Here is a 22537-nt window from a genome sequence, read left to right as displayed (position 1 = left end):
TCTCGTTTCGGAGCGGCCCGGCGCCGCTCTGTCGATGGCGGAGATCTAGTTGGTTCCTCTCATGAATTATGTGCGGCTCAGCACGCGCCGGCTATGCGAGGCGAGAGCGGCGCGGCGAGCCGGAAGATGCGCCGACGGCCAAGACGCCGGCCGACGGCGCATGATGGCGCCTCCTATCCCCCCACCACCGTCGTGAACACCTGGCCGCCGCGCGCCAAGGTGATCTTCCAATAATAGCGGCGGCCGCCGGTCGCCTGCTCCAGCTCGCGCGTCGTGCCGATTTTCTCGTCATTGATGGCGAGGATCACGTCGCCCTTCTGCAGATTGAGCCGCGCGGCGACCGAATCTTCGTCGATCTCCGTCACCGCCACGCCGGTCGCGACGCCCTGTACGGACAGCTCCTCGATCACCGCCGGCGACAGATTGACCACGGTCGCCCCCGCGAAAGGCGACGCGCCCTTCACCTTCACCGGGTCGCGCGCCGGCGTCTCCGGCGCCGGGGAAAGACGCAGCGGCAGGAACACGGTCTTGCCGCCGCGCAGCACGCCGAGCGTCGCCTGGCCGCCGAGCGGCCTGGTGGCGAGCCGATAGCCGACCGCCTCCGGATCATCGGCCGACTGGCCGTCGACCGAGACGATGACGTCGCCGCGCTTCAGCCCCGCCTCGGACGCCGGCCCCTTGGCGAAGAGATCGGCGATGAGGGCGCCCGCCGGCCGCTCGAGCCCGAGGCCGTCGGAAATCTCCTTGGACAGATTCTGCAGCGTTGCGCCCAGCCATGGCCGCTTCACCTGACGTCCGCCGCCCTTCGCCGCCGCGACGACGATCTTGACCATATTGACCGGGATCGCGAAGCCGATGCCGACCGAGCCGCCGGACTTGGAGAAGATCGCCGAATTGATGCCGACGACGCGCCCGTTCATGTCGACGAGCGGACCGCCCGAATTGCCGGGATTGATGGAGGCGTCGGTCTGGATGAAGAAGCCGTAGTCGGAGATGCCGACTTGCGTGCGGGCGAGCGCCGAGACGATGCCCTGCGTCACCGTCTGCCCGACGCCGAAGGGGTTGCCGATGGCGAGCGTCAGATCGCCGACCTCGAGCGCGTCCGAATCGCCGAGCTCCATGGTTGGAAAGCTCGCGCCCTCGGTCAGCTTCAGCACGGCGAGATCGGTGCGGGGGTCGCGCAGCAGAATCTTGGCCGGAATCTCGCGTTTGTCGGCGAGCGACACTTTCACGTCGGTCATCCCTTCGATGACGTGATTATTGGTGACGACGAGTCCGGCCGGATCGACGATGACGCCGGAGCCGAGCGACTGCGCGGTCGGGCCGCGCGGGCTGCCGCCCTCGCCGAAGAAGCGGCGGAAGATCGGATCGTCGAAGAAGGGATTGACCGGCCGCTGCTCCACGCGCGTCGCGAAGACATTCACGACCGCCGGCGTCGCCTTCTTGACGATCGGCGAGAAGGAGAGAACGGCGTCCGCGTGCGATTGCGGCGCGACGCGTTGTTGCGCGCGCGCGTCCGAAAGGCCGGCGCGCGCCGCCGCTCCGAGCGCGCAAAGAAAAGCCGCCGCAATGAGTTGACGCCAGGAAAGTCGCATTCGCCGATCCTCTCGAGGATAGATTCGCGGGCCGCATATTAGCGCGAAAAGCGACCGCCTCGTGGAATTCGGCGCTCAGGAACGGCGCGCCGTATAGATCAGATGCAGAGGATCGCCCGCGATGCCGCGCGCCGGAATGTCTTGCGCGCGCCAAGCCCATCTCCCTTCCGTGAGCGCCGCTTCGAAAACCGGCGACGGATCGGCGGACCACACGGCCAGCACGCCCTGCGGAGCCAGCGCCCGCCGCAGGCGAGCGAGGCCCTCGGGCGAATAGAGCGCGCCATTGGCCGCGCAGGAGAGCGCGTCCGGGCCATTGTCGACGTCGAGAAGCACGGCGTCGAAAGATTCGCGCGCCGCCGCGAGGAGCGCGGCGACGTCGCCGACGCGCAGCTCGACGCGAGGATCGTCGAGCGGACGAGCGGCGAGCGAGGCCAGCGGACCGCGGTTCCAGGCGACGATCTCGGGCAGCAGTTCGCAAACCGCGACGCGCGCCTCGCGCGGGGCGGCGTTCAACGCGGCGCGCAAGGTGAAGCCGAGGCCGAGGCCGCCGACGAGAATGCGCCGCGCCGACCCGCCCGTCTCTTCGAGCGCCAGCTGCGCCAGCGCCTCCTCGGAGCGATGTGCGCGATTGGACATGAGCTCATAACCATTGCAGCGGATCTCGAAGATTCCGGCGCGACGGCGAAGGATCAGCTCGTCGCCCGCCGCCGTCCGGGCGCGGGCGAGCTCTTCCCAGCTTTCGATCATCTGTTCCGCCTCGTTCCGCGCCGCGGCGCCTTGACGCGGACCGCGGGAGCGCGCATGTTGGCGTCATGATGCGCACGCTCCGCTCCCGCATTTGTCGGATCATTATCAGCTAGCGAAATCGCTGGCCGGAGCCGTCACGTCCCTCATCGAAACGCCATGACGCCCGGGCCGGCAGGCCGAGGGGAAATCATGCCGTCCGACGCTCCCGTTTTGAAGCTCTACAATACGCTGACGCGCGCCAAGGAGGATTTCCGGCCGCTCGACCCGGCCGATGTGCGCATGTATGTCTGCGGGCCGACCGTCTATGACTACGCCCATATCGGCAACGCCCGGCCGCTGATCGTCTTCGACGTGCTGTTCCGCCTGCTGCGCCATCTCTATGGCGCCGAGCATGTGACTTATGTCCGCAACATCACCGATGTCGACGATAAGATCAACGCCCGCGCCGCCGAGCGCGGCATCTCGATCCGCGAGCTGACCGAGGGCACCAACGCCATTTTCCAGGCCGATGTCGCGGCGCTCGGCTGCCTCGAGCCGAGCGTGCAGCCGCGCGCGACCGAGCATATCGCCGAGATGATCGCCATCGTCGAGAAGCTCGTCGCCTCCGGTCATGCTTATGCGGCGGACGGCCATGTGCTGTTCGACGTGCCGTCCATGGCCGATTACGGCCGGCTGTCGCGCCGCCCGCTCGACGAGATGATCGCCGGCGCGCGCGTCGACGTCGCGCCCTATAAGCGCGGCGACATGGATTTCGTGCTGTGGAAGCCGTCCAAGGAGAGCGAGCCCGGCTGGGATTCGCCTTGGGGGCGCGGGCGGCCGGGCTGGCATCTCGAATGTTCCGCCATGTCGTGGAAGCATCTCGGCGAAACTTTCGACATTCACGGCGGCGGAATCGATCTCGTCTTTCCGCATCACGAGAACGAGATCGCCCAGACGCGCTGCGCCTTCGGCCATGAGGCGATGGCGAATTACTGGATGCACAACGGCTTCCTGCAGGTCGAGGGCGAGAAGATGTCCAAGAGCCTGGGGAATTTCGTGACCATTCACGAATTGCTGCACACGGAGAATTTCGGCGGGCGCAAATGGCCGGGCGAGGTTCTGCGGCTCGCCATGCTGAGGACGCATTACCGCCAGCCGATCGATTTCACCGTGAAGGCGCTGGAGGAGGCGGAGGCGAGCCTGCGCAAATGGAGCGCGCAGGTCGGCGACGCATGCGCTGCGCCCGGCGTCTCGCGCGATGTGCTGAACGCGCTCGCCGACGACCTCAACACGCCGCTGGCCCTCGCTTCTCTGCACGAGCTCGGTGGGGCGGAGCTGGATGGCGCGCTGAAGCTGTTCGGCGTCGATGTTCGCGCCTATTCGCGCTGGGTGGAGGAAGAGACGCGGCAAGAGATCGATGTGGAGAAGGTCGCCGGGCTGATCGAGAGCCGCCTCTCCGCCCGTGCAGAAAAAAACTGGGCCGAGTCCGACCGCATCCGCGACGAGCTCGCCGCCATGGGCGTCGTGCTGAAAGACAATAAGGACGGCACGACGAGCTGGGAGGTGAAGCGGTGACGCTCACCACCTTTCCAAGCTCGCACAACCCCTCTCCCATAGGGAGAGGGTGGCCGCGGAGCGGCCGGGTGAGGGGCTACGGCGCCGGGCGCTTTCGCGGAGAGAGGGGTTCCCCTCATCCGACCCCGCTTCGCGGGGCCACCTTCTCCCTATGGGAGAAGGAGTCGCGCACGACGACTCGGAATCTAGTCCAGGCGCGGAAACGGGCGTCTCGGCGCGCGGCAACGGGCAATGTCCGCCGCGCGACGGATTTCCTGCAGCACCCAGTCGAGCCGCTCCTTCACCTCGTCATTGGTGAAACGCAGCTCCAGATAGCCGTGATTCTCGATCACCGTGCGGCGCTCCGCGTCGGAGATCGGCTGCTCCGCATGATGCCTGCCGTCGAGTTCGATCGTCAGGCCGAGCTCATAGCAACAAAAGTCTGCGATATATCCGCCGATCGGCGTCTGTCGTCGAAACTTCAACCCGTCGAGCTTCGAAGCCCGCAACTCGCGCCACAACCGCGCTTCCGCGAGTGTGCTCGCGGCGCGCAAGCGCCGTGCGAAGGGCGTGAGCTTCGACATGGTCGCGAGCTTCCTGCCGGATCGCATCAAAATCAAGCGTCGCAACCGCGAGAACACGCCCATGCCTAAAACCGACTGGCGCAAATACCTCCCCTTTCCCGGCCATTGGGCCTCGTATCTCCTCTTCAAGCTCATCATCCTCGCTCTGGCCGCGGCCTTCGCCTGGCATGTGCTGAGCGCGCTCGAGGTGATCTGACCATGGGCCGCGCCGCGCCGCCTCCGAGCCTTCGTCCCTTCCTGCCGGCCGATGCGCCGCTGCTCGAGGAGCTCTTTCGCGAGAGCGTCGAGACGCTCGCCGCCGAGGATTACGACGAGGATCAGCGCGCCGCCTGGGCCGCCGGCGCCGACGACGAGGAGGCGTTCGCGCGGCGCCTCGCCTCCGCGCTGACCATCGTCGCCTCGCTCGAGGGGAAGATCGCGGGCTTCGCTTCGCTGCGCGACGGGACGCTGCTCGACATGCTCTATGTCCATCCGCGCGCGGCGCGACGCGGCGTCGGCTCCGCGCTCGCGGACGCGCTCGAGAAACTCGCGCGCGGGCGCGGCGCGCGCGAGATCAGCGTTGACGCGTCCGACACGGCGCGCGATTTCTTCGCCGCGCGCGGCTATGTCCCCTATCGGCGAAACATGCGCGAATTGCGCGGCGAATGGCTCGGCAACACCACGATGAAGAAGACGCTGGACGAAAAGGCGCAGGCGCGATGACGCGGGAGAGACTGACGATCTTCGATACGACCTTGCGCGACGGCGCGCAGACGACGGGCGTCGATTTCTCGCTCGCCGACAAGCGCCAGATCGCCACGCTGCTCGACGATCTCGGCATCGATTACATCGAAGGCGGCTATCCCGGCGCCAATCCGCTCGACACGGAATTCTTCGCGAAGCGTCCGCAAATCAAGGCGCGCTTCGCCGCCTTCGGCATGACGCGCCGGCAGGGCCGCTCCGCCGCGAATGATCCGGGCGTCGCGGCGCTGCTCGACGCCGATTGCGATTGCGTGACCTTCGTCGCCAAGGCGTGGGACTATCAAGTGCGCGTCGCGCTGCGCTCGACGCTCGACGACAATCTCGACGGCATTCGCCAATCCGTCGCCGCCGCTGTCGCACGCGGCAAGGAGGTTCTCGTCGATTGCGAGCATTTCTTCGACGGCTACGCGGACAATCGCGATTATGCGCTCGCCTGCGCCATTGCAGCGCACGAAGCCGGCGCGAGATGGATCGTGCTCTGCGACACCAATGGCGGCTCGCTGCCGCATGAGGTGGAACGCATCGTGTCGGAAGTCGCGCGCGTCATTCCGGGCGAGCGGCTCGGCATTCATGCGCATGACGACACGGGACAGGCGGTCGCCGTCTCGCTCGCCGCGGTGCGCGGCGGCGTGCGGCAGATCCAGGGCGCGCTGAACGGATTGGGCGAGCGCTGCGGCAACGCCAATCTCACGACGATCATCGCCACTCTGCTGCTCAAGAGCGAATTCGCCGAGCGCTTCGAGATCGGCGTGACGCGCGAGAGCCTCACGGGCTTGACGCGCGCGAGCCATGCGCTCGACGAATTGCTGAATCGCGCGCCGAACCGGCACGCGCCCTATGTCGGCGCCAGCGCCTTCGCCACCAAGGCCGGCATTCACGCCTCCGCCGTGCTCGCCGATCCGCGCACATACGAGCATGTGCCGCCCGAGAGCGTCGGCAACCGGCGCCGCGTGCTGGTGTCGGATCAGGCCGGAAAATCCAATATCGTCGCCGAGCTCGAGCGCCTCGGGCTGACGCTGCGCAAGGACGATCCGCGCCTGACGCGCCTGCTCGAGGAAGTGAAGGAGAAGGAGGCGCAGGGCTATGCCTATGAAGGCGCCGACGCATCCTTCTTTCTGCTCGCCAAGCGCGTGCTCGGCGAGCTGCCGCATTATTTCGACATAGAGCGCTACAGCGTCGCGGTCGACCGCCGCTTCGGCGCCGATCTCGGCGTCGAGGACGCGGGCGCCGAGGCGATCGTGAAGCTGCGCATCGACGGCAGATCGACGATCTCCGCCGCCGAGGGCAACGGCCCGATCAACGCGCTCGACGTCGCGCTGCGCAAGGACCTCGGCAAGTATCAATCCTTCATCGAGGATGTGAAGCTCGTCGATTATCGCGTGCGCGTGTTCCAGGGCGGCACGGATGCGGTGACGCGCGTGCTGGTCGAATGCGCCGGCGCCCAGGGCGAGATCTGGTCGACCGTCGGCGTTTCGCCCAATGTCGTCGACGCCTCCTTCGAGGCGCTCGTCGACGCGATCGTGTATAAGCTGGTGAAGTCGGGAGCGAAGTGAGTTCGCGCGTCCCTTCTCCCGCGAGCGGGAGAAGGGACGCCCTCGATTTCAAAAATGCCGCTCTATGTCCTGCTCCTCGCCTTCCTGCTTCGGCAGGTGGACGGCGCGCAGCATGGGGATCACGTCCTCGATACGCTCGGCCACCATATAGCGCACCTCATAGCCCGGACGGATGAAGCCGGCGTTGTGCATATGCGCGAACAGCGACAGCAGCGGCTTCCAGAAGCCGCCGATGTCGGCGATGACGAGCGGCTTGCTGTGGCGGCCGAGCTGAATCCATGTCAATTGCTCGGTCAGCTCTTCGAGCGTGCCGACGCCCCCCGGCAGCGCCACGAAAGCGTCGGATTTCTCGAACATCAGCCGTTTGCGCGTATGCATGTCGGGAACGACCTGCAGTTCGGAGACGGTCGGCAGCGCGATCTCGCGTTCGTCGAGAAAACCTGGAATGATTCCGGTGACGCGCGCGCCATGGGCGAGCGCCGCGCCGGCGACGACGCCCATCAGCCCGCATGAGCCGCCGCCGAATACGAGCTCCATCTTCTCGCGCGCGATCGCCGCGCCGAGCGCTTCGGCCGCCTGCGCGAAGACCGGATCATCGCCCGTGGAGGAGCCGCAATAAACGCAAATGCGCTCGATCTTCCGACGATCATTCATGCAATGTTGATGGCGCGACGGCGCGTTCGCGTCAAGGCCGGCGCTCGAGCCTTCTCCTCGAGCCGCCGACAGCGACGCCGCCGGGACGCTCGTGCGTTCCCCCCGTAAAGCTCTTATATGGACATTGGAAGTCATGGATGCTGCTCCTGCACGAGGGGACGGGACGAGGGTGATGCGACAAGTCGAGCAAGACGACGCGGAAGCTTCGGTACATGGGGCGGCCGAGGAGATCGAAAAGCCTCTCGGCGACGTTTCCGTAATGGCGACGATCCGCGGGCTCTGGCCCTATATCTGGCCGAAGGGACGGCGTGATCTCGAGCGGCGCGTTTTGATCGCGCTGGTCCTGCTCGTCATCGGCAAATTGGTGAACATGGCCGTTCCCTTCGCCTTCAAATGGGCGGCCGATTCGCTCGCGAACGGCGACGCCGCGCCCGTGCTGATCGGCGCTGTCGCGTTCACGATTCTCTATGGCGCGCTGCGCACGCTCTATGCGTTCCTGACGCAAGCGCGCGACGCTCTGTTCGCGGCGGTGGCCATGCATGCGGTGCGGCGGCTCGCCGACCATGTCTTCGTGCATATGCACCAACTCTCGCTGCGCTTCCATATTTCCCGCAAGACCGGCGGGCTCACGCGCGTGCTCGAGCGCGGCCGCGAAGCCATAGAGACGCTGACGCGCCTCGTGATGTCGACGGCCGCGCCGACGGTCATCGAATTCATTCTCGTGCTCGGCGTGCTCCTCGTGCAGTTCGATCTCGCCTATGCGCTTGCCGCGGCTCTGACGATCGCCGCCTTTCTCGTCTACACGCTCATCGCCACCAATTGGCGCATCGCCATCCGCCGCGCGATGAACGAGAGCGACGTCGACGCCAATGTGAAGGCGATCGATAGCCTGCTCAATTACGAGACGGTGAAATATTTCGGCGCCGAGCGGCGCGAGGCCGAGCGCTACGACAAATCCATGGCGCTCTATGAGAGCGCGAGCGTCCAATCCTATGTCTCGCTCGCCGTGCTCAACGCCGGCCAAGCCTTCATCTACACGGCCGGGCTCACCGCCATCATGGCGATGTGCGCCTATGACGTGAGATCGGGACGCAACAGCGTCGGCGATTTCGTGCTGGTCAACGCCATGATGATCCAGCTCTATCAGCCGCTCAATTTCATGGGCACGCTCTATCGCGAGACGCGTCAGGCGATCGTCGACATCGAGAAGATGTTCGCCATTCTCTCCGAGCAGCCGGAGATCGCCGACAAGCCGGGCGCGCGCGATCTCGTCGTCTGCGAAGGGCGCGTCGTCTTCGACAATGTCGCTTTCGCCTATGATCCGCAGCGGCCGATCCTGCGCGGCGTCTCCTTCGCGGCGCCGCCCGGCGCGACCATCGCCATCGTCGGGCCGTCGGGCGCCGGCAAATCGACGATCTCGCGTCTCCTGTTCCGCTTCTACGAGCCGCAGTCCGGCCGCATCCTCATCGACGGACAGGATATTTCCGCGGTGACGCAGCGCAGCCTGCGCGACGCCATCGGCATGGTGCCGCAGGATACGGTGCTGTTCAACGACACCATCGCCTATAATATTCGCTACGGCCGCTGGGACGCGGGCATGGAGGAGGTGCGCGAGGCGGCGCGGCTCGCGCAGATCCACGATTTCGTCCGCTCCGCGCCGGACGGCTATGACGCGCAGGTCGGCGAGCGCGGGCTGAAACTCTCGGGTGGCGAGAAGCAGCGCGTCGCCATCGCCCGCACCATTCTCAAAGGGCCGCCGATCCTCATTCTGGACGAGGCGACGTCGGCGCTGGACAGCTTCACCGAGCATGAGATTCAGGAGGCTCTCTCGCGCGTGTCGCGCGGGCGCACGACGATCGTCATCGCGCATCGCCTGTCGACCGTCGTCGATGCGGACGAGATCTTGTTCCTCGATCGAGGCTGCATCGTCGAGCGGGGCTCGCATCGGCAATTGCTGGCGCGGGGCGGCGTCTATGCCGCGATGTGGAGCCGCCAGCGCGAGGCCGACGCCGCCGAGCGCGCGTTGCGCCGTGCGGCGGAGCAGGAGGAGAGAGAGGAGGAAGAAGCGTCCGTCTGAGTCGTTTTCGAAACGACGTCCCAGCGCCTCGAGGAGTCCGCGAAGGACTTGCCTGCGTCTCGAAGCGCGCTCGCCTTCTGGAGCATCCTTCGAGGCTTTTTGCCGGAGGCAAAAAAGCGCCTCAGGATGAGGGAGCGGGTCTGGGGATGAGGGAGTCGGGCCGTCGCGCCGCCGCGGGCTTTTGCGCGGCGAAATAGACGAAGGTGCTGCGCAGGAAGCCGTTGCGGGTCTCGATCGTGTCGAAATCCTCGGTCCAGTTCGCGCCGGCGACCGACCGCACTTCGAAGCCCGTCCGCTCGAGCTGCGACTTGGTGCGTGACGGAGGCGCGGCATAGCCCAGCATGGCGCCGCCTTCGTCGACATAGCGGGCGTACCATTGCGAAAGGCGCCGATTGCCGAGCTGCCAGCCGAGGAGGCGCAGCGGATGGCGAAAGCGCGGCCTCGAGCAGAGCACGGGCTGCAGCGCCTCGCCGATCAGATTATGCGTGCTCATCACCAGCGCGCCGCCCGGCCGCAGCACGCGGAAGATCTCGCTCAATCCCGTGAGCCGCGCCTTCAACGGAAAGAGGTGGTCGAGGCCCTGCACGCTGAACAGCGCGGCGTCGAACACGGCGTCGGCGAAGCCCAGTCTCTCGGCGTTCATCTGGACGAAAGGAATGTCCGGACGCCGGATGCGCCCCTCGGCGAGCAGGCGAAAGGAAATGTCGAGCCCATAAACGTCATAGCCCCGATCGGCGAGCGGACTCGTCGTGCGGCCGGAGCCGCACGCGATGTCGAGCACGCGCGCGGGCGGCGCCGGGAAATGCCGAGCGATCCATTCCTTCTCGATCGCATAGAGGCCGCCGTCGACGGTGAAGGTCGCCACCGCGAAATCGGCCTCGTAATAATCGCGAGACTCGAGCAGCGCGTCGCTGTCCATGAGAGGCCTCGCTTCAATAGGCCGCGGCGACCGGCGGGCGGAAGAAGTCGAGCCGATAGTTGAGGCCGGCGCGCAGGACATGGCCATTGAAGCGGGATCTCGACTCGATCGTGACGAGTCCCGTTCCGCCCGAGCCGGGCCCGGGAATGGCGTTGGTGTCGAAGACGAGCGCGCCGGTGGCGCGGATATTGCCGAGATCGTAATAGAGATATTCGACCTTGGCGCTCCAATTGCCGCGGAACGCCCATTCGACGCCGCCGCCCGCGGCCCAGCCGACGCGCGTGTCGGCGAATTGGCTGGAAGCGAAGCCGAAGGCGTCGGAGGCCGCCGGAAAGCGCGGCGAGCCGGCCCAAGAGGCGTATTGCGTGTGAGTGACGGTCTGCGACGTCCGTCCAAAGGCGAGGCCGCCTGTCAGATAGAGCAGCGCCTCGGGCTGCACGGCGAAGCCGAAGCGGCCGCGGACAGTGGCGAGATAATCGAGATTTCTCGAGGTCTGTGTCTCCGTCGAGATCGAATAGCCGGTGAGGTTGGGCACGGTGTGCAGCGAATAGCGTCCTTCGGAACCATGCACGGTGGTCGCCTGCACGTCGGCCTCGAAGCCGACAACGATGCGGGGGGCGATTTGGCGATTATAGCCGATTTGCCCGCCGCCGAAGGCGCCCTCGAGGTTCGGCGAGGAGACGCCGCTCGCGCCGAGCGCGGAGGTCGCGCCGAACAAAGGATCATTGTCGAGAACGGCGACGCCATAGGAGTTGATCCCCGTGCGCGCCCCCCAGATATAGCCGCCATTGGCGCCGAGATAGACGCCGGTCCAGGAGAAGACGGGCGGCGGAGGCGGCGCCGGCGGCGCGACGGATGGCAGATCGGCGGCGCCGGCTCGACCGCAGACCACGAACAAGACGATCGTCGCGGCGAAGGGAAAGGCTTTCATCGGCAAGGACCCTCGATCCGAAAAGGGGGCGAGCGGTTGGAGCGCCCGAAAGAAGAACAAGCGAGACAGAAATCGATCGGTTCAATTTACCGGGGCCGTTTACGCCGCGTCAATGAGAGCAGTTTCGTGGTTTTTCGCGAATGCAGGGATTTATCGACGCTGTGACGAGACGGTCACATGCGCGCCGATACTTACGCGTCTCCGCGAATGGATCAGCGATTCTGCTCACTGTCTGGCGCGGGCGGATCGACGGAAACGCCCAAGGCTCGCAGCTCGCCGCGCTCCGCCTCCGTCAGCGCGCCGCCGCTCGTGTGGCGTCCCCGGCGCGCGGCGAAGTAATAAATGGCGGCGCCGCCGCCGCCGAGCGCGAGCAGCGGCGCGGCCCACAGAAGCAGGGTTTCGGGCTTTATCGGCGGGCGCAGCAGAACGAAGTCGCCATAGCGAGCGACGACGAATTCGCGCACATCCGCGTCGCTCGCGCCTTCCTTCAGCTTCTCGCGCACGATGAGGCGCAGATCCTTGGCGAGCGGCGCGTCGGAATCGTCGATCGACTGATTCTGGCAGACGAGGCAGCGCAATTCGCTCGCGATGGCGCGGGCGCGCGCCTCGAGCTTCGGATCGGCGAGCATCTCGCCGGGCTCCACGGCGAGGGCGGGGGAGAGCAGCGCGACGGTGAAGAGAAAAGCGGAAACGAGGTGCGCGATTCCCCTCTCCCGCAAGCGGGAGAGGGTGGATCGACGACGTCGAGACGGATGAGGGCCTGCGCCGCCCTCATCCGACCCTCGCTTCGCGAGGGCCGCCTTCTCCCGCGAGCGGGAGAAGGAGAGAGCGGCGAGATTCGGAAAAAAACCCGTCATTCCGCGGCCTGTGCTTGCGCTGCGACGCGGGCGCGTGCGGCGACGCCGATGCGCAGACGCCGGTCGGCGAGCGAGCAGGCGCCGCCGATGGCCATCACCACGGCGCCGAGCCAGATCAGCAGCACCAGCGGCTTGTAATAGAGCCGCGCGTCGATGGTTCCGTCCTCGTGCTGCTCGCCGAGCGCCGCATAGACTTGGCCGAGGCCGAGTGTGACGATGCCGGCCTCCGTGCGCGCCATGCGCCGAGCTTGATAGAAACGCTTCGCCGGCTCTATGCGCGCCAGAATCTCATCGCCTTCACGCACCGCCATGACGGCATAGGTCTCGGCGTAATTGGGGCCGGGGCGCGACGCGACGTTCTCGATCGCGATTCGATAGGGCCCGACGTCATAGGCGACGCCGGGCTTCATCGCCACGGTCTGCTCCACGCCCCAGCCGGTCGCGGCGAGCCCGAGCAGAGTGAGCCCGACGCCGGCATGGGCAATGGACGTTCCCCAGGCTGAGAACGGCAATCCACGCAGACGTGAGACCACCGAGCGCAGCGGCGTTCCGCGCGGCGCGGCGCGCATCGCGATATCGCAGAAGGCGCCGACGACGAGATAGATCGCGAGGCCGGCGCAGAGCACGGAGAGGAAGGGCGCGCCATGCAGCGCGCCGAAAGCGGCGAGCGCGACGGCGGCGGCCGCGAAGGCGGCGCGCAGCCGCTGCAGGGCGCCGAGGAAATCGCCGCGCTTCCAGGCGAGCATCTGGCCGATCGGCATCAGCAGCACGAGCGGCAGAGCTATGGGAGTGAGAACAGTGTCGAAGAATGGCGCGCCGACCGAAATCTTGTCGCCGGTCAGCGCCTCGAGCGCGAGCGGATAGAGCGTGCCGATGACGACGGTCGCGCAGCAGGTCGTGAGCAGAAGATTGTTCACGACGAGCGCGCCCTCGCGCGAGATCGGGGCGAAGAGTCCGCCCGTCGGCAGGGCGCTCGCGCGAATGGCGAACAGCGCCAGAGCGCCGCCGATGAAGCACACCAGAATGGCGAGGATGAACACGCCGCGCTCGGGATCGCTGGCGAAGGCGTGCACCGAGGTGAGCACGCCCGAGCGCACCAGGAAAGTGCCGAGCAGCGACAGCGAGAAGGCGAGGATGGAGAGGAAGATCGTCCAGACCTTCAGCGCCTCGCGCTTCTCCATCACCGCCGCGCTGTGCAAGAGCGCCGTGCCGGCGAGCCAGGGCATCAGCGACGCGTTCTCGACCGGATCCCAGAACCAGAAGCCGCCCCAGCCGAGCGTGTAATAGGCCCAGTAAGAGCCCATCGCTATGCCGAGCGTGAGAAAGATCCACGCGGCGAGAGTCCAGGGCCGCACGAAGCGCGCCCAGGCGGCGTCGATGCGCCCGCCGATCAGCGCCGCCGCGGAGAAGGAGAAGACGATCGAGAAGCCGACATAGCCGAGATAGAGCAGGGGCGGATGAATGGCGAGGCCGGGATCCTGCAGGATCGGATTGAGGTCGCGGCCCTGCCAGGGCGGATCGGAAACGCGCGCGAAGGGATTCGACGTGAAGAGAATGAAGGCGACGAACGCCGCGCCGATGAGCCCCTGCGCGGAGAGCGTATCGGCGCGCAGGCGATCCGGCATGGCGCCGGAGAACACGGCGATCAGCGCGCCGAAAAAGGAGAGTACGAGGACCCACAGCAGCATGGAGCCTTCGTGATTCCCCCACACGCCCGAGATCTTGTAGATCATCGGCTTCAGCGAATGCGAATTCTCGATGACGTTGACGAGCGAGAAATCCGAGACGACATGCGCGTAAGTGAGCGCGCCATAAGCGATGGCGACGAGGCCGAATTGCGCGAGCGCCACGGGGCGCGCGACGCTCGTCAAGGAGGCGTCGCGCAATCGCGCGCCGGCGAAGGGAACGATCGCCTGCGCGAGAGCGAGAGCGAGAGCGAGCACGAGCGCGAAATGGCCGGTCTCGACGATCATCTCCTCGCCTCCCTTGCGCCGTCATTGCGAGCGAAGCGACGCGATCCGGGGCCGTGGGGCGGGTCCTGGATCGCTTCGTCGCCGTCGCTCCTCACGATGATGGGAAGCCTCATTTCTCATCGCCTTTCCAGACGCCCTGCTTTTTCAGCGCATCCGCGACGTCGCGCGGCATATAGCGTTCGTCGTGCTTGGCGAGCACGCTGTCGGCGCGGAACACGCCGTCCGGCGCGAGAGTCCCGTCGACGACGACGCCCTGTCCTTCGCGGAAGAGATCGGGCAGCAGGCCCGTGTACGCGACGCCGAGGTCGCTGGTCTTGTCGGTGACGACGAAGGCGATGTCGCGATTCTCGCCGCGCGTGACCGAGCCCTCCTTCACCAGCCCGCCGATGCGCAGGCGCGCGCCCGGCGCGAGCTGCTTCTGCGCGAGCTCGGAGGGCGTATAGAAGAACACGATGTTGTCGCGCAGCGCGAACAGCACGAGGCCGACGGCGAGCGCGAGCGCGCCGAGCGCTCCGCCGATCAGAGCCAGCCTCTTGCCCTTGCGCGTCATCCCGTCATCCTCCGACGCCCAACTCGCGCGCCAGAGCGTCCACGCGAGCGAGGCCGTCCCTGTCCGTCGCGAGCGCCTTGCGCGCGCCGTCGAGCGCGCTTCTCGCCTTCTCGGCTTCGTCGAGCACGCTATAGGCGCGGATGAGCTTCAGCCAGCCGTCGACATCGCCGCCGTTTTGTTCGAGCCGGCCGCGCAGACGCTCGACCATGGAGTGGATCGCCTGCAGCTGCGCGTCCCGAGGCATGGCGGCGATCTTCGCGCCCTCCTCGCCCGCCGGCGCCTCGCGCACTTGTGCGAGCAGGGCGGCGACGCGTTCGCGCCAGGGGGCGTCCGGGGCCGCGTCGTCGAGCAGCTTCGACCAGACGTCGATCGCCTCGTCGCGCTCGCCGTTCTGCGCTGCGGCGAGACCGATGTAATAGCGGGAGATGGCCGATTTCGGATCGAGCGCCAGCGCCGCCTCGAAATCGTGTTTCGCTTCGTCGCTCACGCGGCCCTGCGCGGCGAGCACGCGCGCTTCGCCGAGCGAGACGTGGCGTTGCGGCGTCGGCCCGAGCAGACGCAGCGCCTTCTGATAGGCGTCGACCGCGTCGGCGGCGCGGCCGTTGCGCAGATAGAAGGGCGCGACCACTTCGTAGCCGCGTCCGTCCTCCGGATGCTCGGCGAGATGCTCCTCTATGCGAGCGACGGCGCCGGCGATGTCCGTGTGGCCGGGCGCGGCCTCGAGCCGCGCCTGCAAGGGCAGATCAGGCAGATGGGAATGGCCGAGGCGCGAATAGACGAACAGCGCCAGCGCGGGAATGACGACGATGGCGCCGGCTGCGGCGATGACGGCGTTGCCCCGCGACGATCCGGCTTCGCTCCCGAGCGCGGCGCGCGCGCGCAACAGCCGGCGGGCGGCCTCGGCGCGAGCGGCCTCGCCATCCGCGGGCGAGAGGCGTCCTTCGGCGCTCTCGCGATCGATCTCGGCGATCTGCTCCTCGAAGAAGGCGATGTCGGTCGCCGCCGGATCGGCGGCTTCGCCGCGGCGCGCGAGCGGCCACAGCACGCTCATCACTGCGGCGCCGGTCAGAAGAGCGAAGACGAGCCAGATCATGGCCCGGCTGTTTAGAGGGAATCCGGGGAAGAGGGAAGAGAGATGGAAATTCTTCGAGAATTCAGTAGAGAGCTCATGCTCCCGCGCAGCGGGAGAAGGCAGCCGGCGCGTGCTGGACGCGAAGGCGAAGCCGGGCCATATTCGAGACGGCTCACGAAAGGATCGCAGATGAGCGCCGCCGTCGCCTTCGACACGCCGGAATTCGTCGAGCAGCTCGAGGACGGCGGTTTCCCGGAGGCTCGGACCTCCGCGAAGGCGATGAACCAGGATATCGCCGCCGAGGCCGGCCTCGGGATCGAATTCGACACCCTCCGCTCGGACCCGAGAGAAATGGAGCTGCGCCTCGGGGCGAAGATCGAAGCGAGCAAGACCGAAATCGTCAAAGCGTGGATCGGAGCGATCGGCTTTCAGACGTCCGTCATTCTCGGCGCGGTCCTGGCGCTGGCGAGATTTGCGCGTCCGTGATCGCGCGAGCCGCAGAGAACCGAGCTAGCGCCATGTCCGACGCTCGAGCGACGCCTCTCGTCGTCACGCAAGGCGATCCCTCCGGGATCGGTCCCGAGCTCGCGCTGAAGGCTTGGCGCGCCCGCGTCGATCGGGACCTTCCGCCTTTTTTCGTCCTGGCCGATCCGGCGCATCTCGCCCGCGCCGCCGCTTCGCTCGGCCTCGATATTCCGCTGCGCGAGGCGGCGCCCCGCGAGGCCGCCGCGATCTTCCCCGTGGCTCTGCCGGTGGCGCCGCTCGGGCGCGCGGTCCGCGGCCTTCCGGGCGCGCCGGAGCCGGGCGACGCCGCCGCGATCATTCTATCGATCGAGCGCGCCGTCGAACTCGTGGCGATGGGCGAGGCGCGCGCGCTCGTCACCAATCCGATCGCGAAAAATGTGCTCTACGCCGCGGGCTTCGCGCATCCGGGCCATACGGAATTTCTGGCCGCCCTGGCCGAGCGCCGCTTCGGCCGCGCCTTTCGCCCGGTCATGATGCTCTGGGCCGAGGAGCTCGCCGTCGTTCCCGCGACCATTCATGTGCCGCTCGCCGAGGTCCCGCGTCTCTTGACGCGGGAGCTGCTGGTCGAGACCGGAACGATCGTCGCCGCCGATCTTTCCGCGCGCTTCGGCATCGCGTCGCCGCGCCTCGCCTTCGCAGGGCTCAATCCGCATGCCGGCGAGAGCGGGGCGATGGGGCGCGAGGAAGTCGACGTCATCGCTCCGGCCATCGCCGAGCTGCGCGCGCGAGGGATCGAAGCGAGCGGGCCGCATCCGGCCGACACTCTGTTCCACGCCGCTGCCCGCGCGCGCTATGACGTCGCCATCTGCCCGACGCATGATCAGGCGCTGATCCCGATCAAGACGCTCGCTTTCGACCGCGGCGTGAATGTCACGCTGGGCCTGCCCTTCGTGCGCACGTCGCCGGATCACGGCACGGCCTTCGACATCGCGGGCAAGGGCGTCGCCGACGCCACGAGCCTCGTCGAGGCGATCCGTCTCGCCGACCGCATGACGGCGCGATGATCGACGATCTGCCGCCGCTGCGCCAGGTCGTCGCCCGCCACGGCCTCATGGCGAGCAAGGCGCTCGGCCAGAATTTCCTCTTCGACCTCAATCTCACCGCCCGCATCGCGCGCGCCGCCGGCCCGCTCGATGGCGCGACCATCGTCGAGATCGGACCCGGCCCCGGCGGCCTCACCCGCGCTCTGCTCGCCGAAGGCGCCGGCCGCGTCATCGCAGTGGAGCGCGACGCGCGCTGCATCCCGGCGCTGCGCGAGATCGGGGCGCGCTATCCGGACCGGCTCGTGATCGTCGAGGGCGACGCGCTCGCGACCGACCCGGCCGCTCTCGCACGCGACCAAGGCCTCGGCGGGCCGGCCCGCATCTGCGCCAATCTCCCCTATAACATAGCCACCGAGCTTCTCTGCCGCTGGATCGAGGCCGAGCCCTGGCCCTCCGTCTTCGACCGCTATGTGCTGATGTTTCAGCGCGAGGTGGCGCTGCGCATCGTCGCGACGCCTGCGCAGCGCGCCGATTACGGACGCCTCGCCGTGCTCTGCGGCTGGCGCGCGCGCGCGCGCATCCTCTTCGACGTCTCGCCTTCGGCTTTCACGCCGCCGCCCAAGGTGGTGTCGTCGGTCGTGGAGCTCGCCCCGAACCCCTCGCCTGCGCCCTGCGAGGCGCGCTTGCTGTCGCAGGTGACGAAGGCCGCCTTCGGCCAACGCCGCAAAATGCTGCGCCAGAGCCTGAAAGCCCTGCCTTTTCCGGACCTCGACGTCGCGCGCCTGCTCGCTGCGGCGGAGATAGGGGAGACGCGGCGCGCGGAGGAGATCGACATCGGCGGATTCGTCGCATTGGCGCAGGCTCTGGCCGTTCTATCTTGACCCCGTAGCGCCTGTGCCGAGGAGGGGCGAGAATGACGAAATTCTATTTTGCCGCTGTCGAAACCGAGGAGGGCCCTCGCGCCGAGCTCAAGATCGCGACGCCCTATTCGCTCGCGGCGGATGTGTTCGATCCCAGCGAGACTTTCGAGCAATACGAAGCCAAGCTCGACGCCGCGCTCGGGGAATTGGAGCGCACGCGCGAGGAGGCGCGCGCCTGGTTCGCCAAGCACGCGCGCCCGCCGGCGGGCTGAGCGTCGGGCGCCTGTTCGGAATTTTCTGCTTGGCGCGCGAGCGCGAGTGGAATATAAACTGCATTCTCGTGGCGCGTGGCCTGTCGGTCCCGCGCCGCGACTGTTTTGTGGCGCGCTTCGCTGCATCGCGGCGCGCCTCGCGTAAGATGCGGCCGCGACGTCTTCCGCGTCGTGGACCAACTCGGTGAGCAAATGGCCAACCCGTTTCAATTCCTGCAGGACGTGCGTTCGGAAGCGAGCAAGGTCGTGTGGCCGACGCGCCGCGAGACCTTGATCACCACCGGGCTGGTGGTCCTGATGGTGCTGTTCGCGAGCCTGTTCTTCGTGCTCGTCGACAAGACGCTGCACGTCGCCGTCGGGCTCCTGTTGCGGATAGGTCAGTAAGCGCTGTTTCCGCGGGGCGCACGTCGCCCGCGCGCCCTGATCGGCAGGGCGAGAAGAGAGATCGGAGCCGTCGCGCCGTCATGAGCATGCGCTGGTACATCGTTCACGCCTATTCGAACTTCGAGAAGAAGGTCGCCGAATCCATTCGGGAAGGCGCCGCGCAGCGCAATCTCTCGGACCAGTTCGAGGAGATCCTCGTGCCGACCGAGCAGGTGGTCGAGGTGCGCCGCGGCCGCAAGGTCAGCTCGGAGCGCAAATTCTTCCCCGGCTATGTGCTGGTGAAGTGCGACCTCACCGATGCGGTGTTCTCGCTCATCAAGAACACGCCCAAGGTGACCGGCTTCCTCGGCGCGGACAACAAGCCGATGCCGATCAGCGAGGCCGAGGCGCAGCGCATCAAGGGCCAGGTGGCCGAAGGCGTCGAGCGGCCGAAGCCGTCGATCTCCTTCGAGGTCGGCGAGACGGTCCGCGTCGCCGACGGCCCCTTCGCCTCCTTCAACGGCGTGGTGGAGGAGGTCGACGACGCCCGCTCCCGCGTGAAGGTGGCCGTGTCGATCTTCGGCCGCCCGACGCCGGTGGAGCTGGAGTTCGCGCAGGTGGAGAAGGTCTGAGACTCCCCTCTCCCGCGGAGCGGGAGAGGGTGGCCCCGCGAAGCGGGGTCGGGTGAGGGCCGCTGCAAGGGACCCTCATCCGTCGCGCATACGCGCGACACCTTCTCCCGCAAGCGGGAGAAGGAAGAACTCCCCGTTGCGGGGAGACGAGAACGTGGCGGGCGCGCCCTTTTCGCCAAAGGGGGAACGCGCCGGACCACGAGCTGCAACCGGCGGCGTGGGCGCGAGCCCACGGCCGCCTTTCGTTGGAGATGAGAAATGGCGAAGAAAATCGCCGGCTACATCAAGCTGCAGGTGCCGGCCGGCGCGGCGAATCCCTCGCCGCCCATCGGTCCCGCGCTCGGTCAGCGCGGCCTCAACATCATGGAGTTCTGCAAGGCGTTCAACGCCCGGACGGGCCAGATGGAGAAGGGGACGCCGATCCCCGTCATCATCACCGCCTATCAGGACCGCTCCTTCACCTTCGAACTGAAACAGCCGCCGGTCTCCTACTTCCTCAAGAAGGCGGCGGGCGTTCAGTCCGGCTCCAAGACCACGGGCCGCAATTTCGTCGGCAAGGTGACCCGCGCGCAGATCCGCGAGATCGCCGAGAAGAAGATGGCCGACCTCAACACGACGTCGATCGACTCGGCCGCGGCGATGATCGAGGGCTCCGCCCGTTCCATCGGCCTCGAAGTGGTGGGGTGAGATCATGGCCCATATCGGAAAACGCATCGCCAAGGCCCGCCAGGGCGTCGAGCGCACCAAGCTCTATCCCGTCGACGAGGCGATCAAGCTGGTTCGCGCCAATGCGAGCGCCAAATTCGACGAGTCGGTCGAGATCGCGATGAATCTCGGCGTCGATCCCAAGCATGCGGACCAGATGGTGCGCGGCGTGGTCAATCTGCCCAACGGCACCGGCCGCACGCTGCGCGTCGCCGTCTTCGCGCGCGGCCCCAAGGCCGACGAGGCGAAGGCCGCCGGCGCCGACATCGTCGGCGCCGAGGACCTCGTCGCCATCGTCCAGGGCGGCACGATCGAATTCGACCGCTGCATCGCCACTCCGGAGCTGATGCCGCTCGTCGGCCGCCTCGGCAAGGTGCTGGGGCCCCGCGGCCTGATGCCGAACCCCAAGGTGGGCACGGTGACGATGGACGTCGCGGGGGCGGTGAAAGCCTCGAAGGGCGGCGCCGTCGAGTTCCGCGTCGAGAAGGCCGGCATCGTGCAGGGCACGGTGGGCAAGGCTTCTTTCGAAGAGGGCAGGCTCGTCGAGAACATCCGCGCCTTCGTCGACGCGGTCGCCAAGGCGAAGCCCGCCGGCGCCAAGGGAACCTACATCCAACGCGTGGCGCTGAGCTCCACCCAGGGGCCGGGCGTCAAGGTGGATGTGGCGTCGCTCGGCGCGCCGCAGGCGTGAGTCCGCGCGTCGCCGCGATTTTGTGAATTCGGAGGCCGGCGCTCGTCGCCGGCCTCTGCGTTCGAGCGAGAGATTGCCCGGGGCGCCGCGAATTTGCTAAGCCGGCGGCGGAGCGTCACGGCATGCAGGACACCGTCATCCTTCGTCATGATGTCGCCTCGCGCAAGGCCGCCGCCGCCAAGGCGTCGATCGCCGCCAGCGCGGGACTGACGATCGCCAAGCTCGCCGCCGGAATCTGGTCCGGTTCGCTGGCGCTGATCTCCGAGGCCGGCCATTCGGCCGCCGACGTCGCCGCCACCATCCTCACTTACTACGCCGTGCGGCAGGCCGAGAAGCCGGCGGACGAGAAACATCATTATGGACACGGCAAGGTCGAGTCGCTCGCCGCGCTGATCGAGACGGGCCTCCTGTTCGGCCTCGCGCTGATCGTCGCCGTCCAGGCGGCGCAGCGTCTCGGCCATGGCGCGCTCGACATCGACGCCGGCTGGCCGGCTTTCGCAGCGCTCGGCATGTCGATTGTCGTCGATTTTTTCCGCTCGCGACGCCTCGACGCCGTCGCCAGGGAGACGCAGAGCGACGCGCTCGCCGCCGACGCGCTGCATTTCGCCAGCGATCTCGTCTCCTCGGCCCTGGTCGTCGCCGGACTCGTGGCGACGCGCGCCGGTTTTCCGCAGGGCGACGCGCTCGCCGCCTTCGGCGTCGCGGCTTTCATCGCCGTCGCGGGCTATCGCCTCGGCCGGCGCACCGTCGCCACTCTGCTCGACGCGGCGCCGCAGGAGATCGTCCCGCGCATCGACGCGATCCTGCGCGCCACGCCCGGCGTCATCGCCGTCGAAAGCCTGCGCCTGCGCATGGCCGGGCCGAAGGTGATGGGCGAGGCCGTGCTCGGCGTCTCGCGCACGCTGCCGCTGGAGCGCGCGACGCGCATCAAGGACGAGGCGGGCGCGGCGATCGCGCAGGCGTTCGCCGGCGCGCAGATCACGCTCGCCGCCCATCCGATCGCGCTCGACGACGAGACCGTGCTCGAGCGCATCCTGCTCGTCGCCGCGCGGCGGCGACTGCAGGTGCATCACGTCATCGCGCAGCAGATCGGCGAGCGGCTCTCCATCACGCTCGATCTCGAATTGGACGGCGCCATGCCGCAGGGCCGCGCTCATGCGATCGCGACGAGCCTCGAGCAGGCGATCCTCGAAGAGTTCGGCCCGGCTGTCGAGATCGAGACCCATATCGAGCCGCTGGAGCCGCATTTGCTCATCGGCCGGGACGCGGAGCCGCAGACGCGCCGCCGCGTCGCGGAGGCGCTCGCGCGCCACGCGGCGCGATTTGGAACCTTGACCAATATCCACGATGTGCGGGCGCGCGAGACGGCCGAGGGGCTGGTCGTCAATTATCATTGCTGCGTCGACCCGCGCCTCTCGGTCGAGGCCGCGCATGCGGCGGTGGACGAGACGGAGCGGGCGATGCGCGCCGAATTTCCGGACATTTTGCGCATCGCCGGCCACGCCGAAATCGACGATCATTCGTGATGCGATTTCCGGCCGTCATCGCGAGCGGCGCGAAGCGATCCAGAGTCGTGGGGCGGGCCCCCGGCTTGCTTCGTCGCTTCGCTCCTCGCAAAGACGGGCCCCGCCGCGGGCGAAACGAACCGTATGAGACGCTCGGACGGCGGCGTTTCGTGCTAGAAACGGCGGATGATCCACAGAGCAGCGAGGGAGCTCGT

Annotated in this window: 24 protein-coding genes; 14 read left to right on the top strand and 10 right to left on the bottom strand. The window is 67.5% G+C overall.

Annotated features, from left to right (window positions below; genetic code table 11):
- Positions 1-173: 173 nt before the first annotated feature.
- Both AC6IW9_RS20365 and AC6IW9_RS20360 read right to left on the bottom strand, forming a co-directional pair.
- Complete coding sequence (locus tag AC6IW9_RS20365; RefSeq protein WP_497766675.1) at positions 174-1595, bottom strand: DegQ family serine endoprotease; 1422 nt, start codon at positions 1593-1595, stop codon at positions 174-176.
- Between the two features lie 75 nt (positions 1596-1670).
- Positions 1671-2342, bottom strand: coding sequence for a spermidine synthase (locus AC6IW9_RS20360; RefSeq protein WP_497766674.1), 672 nt, complete (start codon positions 2340-2342; stop codon positions 1671-1673).
- A 189-nt stretch (positions 2343-2531) separates the two neighbouring features.
- Between AC6IW9_RS20360 and cysS the strand changes: the two genes are divergently transcribed.
- Entirely contained in the window at positions 2532-3896 is a 1365-nt protein-coding gene (cysS, locus tag AC6IW9_RS20355; RefSeq protein ID WP_497766673.1) for a cysteine--tRNA ligase, read from the top strand.
- A 185-nt stretch (positions 3897-4081) separates the two neighbouring features.
- On the opposite strand, the gene AC6IW9_RS20350 is transcribed toward cysS, so the two are convergent.
- Entirely contained in the window at positions 4082-4459 is a 378-nt protein-coding gene (locus tag AC6IW9_RS20350) for an endonuclease domain-containing protein (RefSeq protein ID WP_497766672.1), read from the bottom strand.
- Between AC6IW9_RS20350 and AC6IW9_RS20345 the strand changes: the two genes are divergently transcribed.
- The 3 genes from AC6IW9_RS20345 to cimA are packed head-to-tail and all read left to right on the top strand — an operon-like array spanning position 4458 to position 6753.
- Positions 4458-4655 (top strand): hypothetical protein, encoded by a 198-nt coding sequence (locus tag AC6IW9_RS20345; RefSeq protein WP_497766671.1) that lies wholly within the window; start codon positions 4458-4460, stop codon positions 4653-4655. The genes AC6IW9_RS20350 and AC6IW9_RS20345 overlap by 2 nt on opposite strands.
- A 2-nt stretch (positions 4656-4657) precedes the next feature.
- Positions 4658-5161: a GNAT family N-acetyltransferase gene (locus AC6IW9_RS20340; protein ID WP_497766670.1), complete on the top strand. Its 504-nt coding sequence runs from the start codon at positions 4658-4660 to the stop codon at positions 5159-5161.
- Positions 5158-6753 carry a citramalate synthase gene (gene cimA, locus AC6IW9_RS20335; protein ID WP_497766669.1) on the top strand — a complete coding sequence of 532 codons (1596 nt, stop codon included), beginning with the start codon at positions 5158-5160 and terminating at the stop codon, positions 6751-6753. The genes AC6IW9_RS20340 and cimA overlap by 4 nt, the downstream gene beginning before the upstream one ends.
- 48 nt (positions 6754-6801) lie before the next feature.
- On the opposite strand, the gene AC6IW9_RS20330 is transcribed toward cimA, so the two are convergent.
- Complete coding sequence (locus AC6IW9_RS20330; RefSeq protein WP_497766668.1) at positions 6802-7407, bottom strand: LOG family protein; 606 nt, start codon at positions 7405-7407, stop codon at positions 6802-6804.
- Between the two features lie 172 nt (positions 7408-7579).
- On the opposite strand from AC6IW9_RS20330, the gene AC6IW9_RS20325 reads away from it, so the two are divergent.
- A complete protein-coding gene (locus tag AC6IW9_RS20325) occupies positions 7580-9484 on the top strand; it encodes an ABCB family ABC transporter ATP-binding protein/permease (RefSeq protein WP_497766667.1) in 1905 nt (634 codons plus the stop codon).
- Positions 9485-9605: 121 nt separating this feature from the next.
- Here AC6IW9_RS20325 and AC6IW9_RS20320 read toward each other — a convergent pair whose 3' ends face one another.
- From AC6IW9_RS20320 to ccmI, 6 genes are all read right to left on the bottom strand, one after another.
- Positions 9606-10403: a class I SAM-dependent methyltransferase gene (locus tag AC6IW9_RS20320; RefSeq protein ID WP_497766666.1), complete on the bottom strand. Its 798-nt coding sequence runs from the start codon at positions 10401-10403 to the stop codon at positions 9606-9608.
- 13 nt (positions 10404-10416) lie between these two features.
- Complete coding sequence (locus AC6IW9_RS20315) at positions 10417-11334, bottom strand: outer membrane protein (protein ID WP_497766665.1); 918 nt, start codon at positions 11332-11334, stop codon at positions 10417-10419.
- A gap of 212 nt (positions 11335-11546) precedes the next feature.
- Positions 11547-11963: a cytochrome c-type biogenesis protein gene (locus AC6IW9_RS20310; RefSeq protein ID WP_497772572.1), complete on the bottom strand. Its 417-nt coding sequence runs from the start codon at positions 11961-11963 to the stop codon at positions 11547-11549.
- Positions 11964-12187: 224 nt separating this feature from the next.
- Positions 12188-14164: a heme lyase CcmF/NrfE family subunit gene (locus tag AC6IW9_RS20305; RefSeq protein ID WP_497766664.1), complete on the bottom strand. Its 1977-nt coding sequence runs from the start codon at positions 14162-14164 to the stop codon at positions 12188-12190.
- Positions 14165-14273: 109 nt separating this feature from the next.
- On the bottom strand, positions 14274-14714 hold the full coding sequence (gene ccmE / locus AC6IW9_RS20300; protein WP_497766663.1) for a cytochrome c maturation protein CcmE: 441 nt from the start codon (positions 14712-14714) through the stop codon (positions 14274-14276).
- A gap of 4 nt (positions 14715-14718) precedes the next feature.
- Complete coding sequence (gene ccmI, locus AC6IW9_RS20295) at positions 14719-15807, bottom strand: c-type cytochrome biogenesis protein CcmI (protein ID WP_497766662.1); 1089 nt, start codon at positions 15805-15807, stop codon at positions 14719-14721.
- A gap of 168 nt (positions 15808-15975) precedes the next feature.
- On the opposite strand from ccmI, the gene AC6IW9_RS20290 reads away from it, so the two are divergent.
- The 9 genes from AC6IW9_RS20290 (at position 15976) to AC6IW9_RS20250 (ending at position 22343) form a co-directional block, all read left to right on the top strand.
- Positions 15976-16272: a DUF1640 domain-containing protein gene (locus AC6IW9_RS20290; protein ID WP_497766661.1), complete on the top strand. Its 297-nt coding sequence runs from the start codon at positions 15976-15978 to the stop codon at positions 16270-16272.
- 32 nt (positions 16273-16304) lie between these two features.
- Positions 16305-17315, top strand: a complete 1011-nt coding sequence (gene pdxA / locus AC6IW9_RS20285) for a 4-hydroxythreonine-4-phosphate dehydrogenase PdxA (protein ID WP_497766660.1) — start codon at positions 16305-16307, stop codon at positions 17313-17315.
- Positions 17312-18175 carry a 16S rRNA (adenine(1518)-N(6)/adenine(1519)-N(6))-dimethyltransferase RsmA gene (gene rsmA, locus AC6IW9_RS20280; RefSeq protein ID WP_497766659.1) on the top strand — a complete coding sequence of 288 codons (864 nt, stop codon included), beginning with the start codon at positions 17312-17314 and terminating at the stop codon, positions 18173-18175. The genes pdxA and rsmA overlap by 4 nt, the downstream gene beginning before the upstream one ends.
- A 32-nt stretch (positions 18176-18207) precedes the next feature.
- A complete protein-coding gene (locus AC6IW9_RS20275) occupies positions 18208-18426 on the top strand; it encodes a hypothetical protein (protein WP_497766658.1) in 219 nt (72 codons plus the stop codon).
- A gap of 192 nt (positions 18427-18618) precedes the next feature.
- A complete protein-coding gene (gene secE / locus AC6IW9_RS20270; RefSeq protein WP_497766657.1) occupies positions 18619-18810 on the top strand; it encodes a preprotein translocase subunit SecE in 192 nt (63 codons plus the stop codon).
- An 80-nt stretch (positions 18811-18890) separates the two neighbouring features.
- Positions 18891-19421, top strand: a complete 531-nt coding sequence (nusG, locus tag AC6IW9_RS20265; RefSeq protein WP_497766656.1) for a transcription termination/antitermination protein NusG — start codon at positions 18891-18893, stop codon at positions 19419-19421.
- Between the two features lie 258 nt (positions 19422-19679).
- On the top strand, positions 19680-20108 hold the full coding sequence (gene rplK / locus AC6IW9_RS20260; protein ID WP_497766655.1) for a 50S ribosomal protein L11: 429 nt from the start codon (positions 19680-19682) through the stop codon (positions 20106-20108).
- Positions 20109-20112: 4 nt separating this feature from the next.
- Positions 20113-20817: a 50S ribosomal protein L1 gene (gene rplA, locus AC6IW9_RS20255; RefSeq protein WP_497766654.1), complete on the top strand. Its 705-nt coding sequence runs from the start codon at positions 20113-20115 to the stop codon at positions 20815-20817.
- Between the two features lie 122 nt (positions 20818-20939).
- Entirely contained in the window at positions 20940-22343 is a 1404-nt protein-coding gene (locus AC6IW9_RS20250; protein ID WP_497766653.1) for a cation diffusion facilitator family transporter, read from the top strand.
- Positions 22344-22537 lie beyond the last annotated feature (194 nt).

The sequence above is a fragment of the Methylosinus sp. shoA genome (assembly GCF_059718125.1).
The sequence above is the reverse complement of the archived record's forward strand: the minus strand, read 5'-3'. Positions and strand labels throughout refer to the sequence as shown.

Coding starts and splice junctions, on each gene's coding strand:
- cysS (WP_497766673.1), top strand. CDS start 2,532: ATGCCGTCCGACGCTCCCGTTTTGAAGCTCTACAATACGCTGACGCGC.
- AC6IW9_RS20250 (WP_497766653.1), top strand. CDS start 20,940: ATGCAGGACACCGTCATCCTTCGTCATGATGTCGCCTCGCGCAAGGCC.
- AC6IW9_RS20325 (WP_497766667.1), top strand. CDS start 7,580: ATGCGACAAGTCGAGCAAGACGACGCGGAAGCTTCGGTACATGGGGCG.
- AC6IW9_RS20330 (WP_497766668.1), bottom strand. CDS start 7,407: ATGAATGATCGTCGGAAGATCGAGCGCATTTGCGTTTATTGCGGCTCC.
- ccmE (WP_497766663.1), bottom strand. CDS start 14,714: ATGACGCGCAAGGGCAAGAGGCTGGCTCTGATCGGCGGAGCGCTCGGC.
- cimA (WP_497766669.1), top strand. CDS start 5,158: ATGACGCGGGAGAGACTGACGATCTTCGATACGACCTTGCGCGACGGC.
- pdxA (WP_497766660.1), top strand. CDS start 16,305: ATGTCCGACGCTCGAGCGACGCCTCTCGTCGTCACGCAAGGCGATCCC.
- rplK (WP_497766655.1), top strand. CDS start 19,680: ATGGCGAAGAAAATCGCCGGCTACATCAAGCTGCAGGTGCCGGCCGGC.
- AC6IW9_RS20340 (WP_497766670.1), top strand. CDS start 4,658: ATGGGCCGCGCCGCGCCGCCTCCGAGCCTTCGTCCCTTCCTGCCGGCC.
- AC6IW9_RS20315 (WP_497766665.1), bottom strand. CDS start 11,334: ATGAAAGCCTTTCCCTTCGCCGCGACGATCGTCTTGTTCGTGGTCTGC.
- AC6IW9_RS20365 (WP_497766675.1), bottom strand. CDS start 1,595: ATGCGACTTTCCTGGCGTCAACTCATTGCGGCGGCTTTTCTTTGCGCG.
- AC6IW9_RS20360 (WP_497766674.1), bottom strand. CDS start 2,342: ATGATCGAAAGCTGGGAAGAGCTCGCCCGCGCCCGGACGGCGGCGGGC.
- ccmI (WP_497766662.1), bottom strand. CDS start 15,807: ATGATCTGGCTCGTCTTCGCTCTTCTGACCGGCGCCGCAGTGATGAGC.
- rsmA (WP_497766659.1), top strand. CDS start 17,312: ATGATCGACGATCTGCCGCCGCTGCGCCAGGTCGTCGCCCGCCACGGC.
- AC6IW9_RS20345 (WP_497766671.1), top strand. CDS start 4,458: ATGGTCGCGAGCTTCCTGCCGGATCGCATCAAAATCAAGCGTCGCAAC.
- secE (WP_497766657.1), top strand. CDS start 18,619: ATGGCCAACCCGTTTCAATTCCTGCAGGACGTGCGTTCGGAAGCGAGC.
- AC6IW9_RS20310 (WP_497772572.1), bottom strand. CDS start 11,963: ATGCTCGCCGATCCGAAGCTCGAGGCGCGCGCCCGCGCCATCGCGAGC.
- nusG (WP_497766656.1), top strand. CDS start 18,891: ATGAGCATGCGCTGGTACATCGTTCACGCCTATTCGAACTTCGAGAAG.
- AC6IW9_RS20350 (WP_497766672.1), bottom strand. CDS start 4,459: ATGTCGAAGCTCACGCCCTTCGCACGGCGCTTGCGCGCCGCGAGCACA.
- AC6IW9_RS20305 (WP_497766664.1), bottom strand. CDS start 14,164: ATGATCGTCGAGACCGGCCATTTCGCGCTCGTGCTCGCTCTCGCTCTC.
- rplA (WP_497766654.1), top strand. CDS start 20,113: ATGGCCCATATCGGAAAACGCATCGCCAAGGCCCGCCAGGGCGTCGAG.
- AC6IW9_RS20275 (WP_497766658.1), top strand. CDS start 18,208: ATGACGAAATTCTATTTTGCCGCTGTCGAAACCGAGGAGGGCCCTCGC.
- AC6IW9_RS20290 (WP_497766661.1), top strand. CDS start 15,976: ATGAGCGCCGCCGTCGCCTTCGACACGCCGGAATTCGTCGAGCAGCTC.
- AC6IW9_RS20320 (WP_497766666.1), bottom strand. CDS start 10,403: ATGGACAGCGACGCGCTGCTCGAGTCTCGCGATTATTACGAGGCCGAT.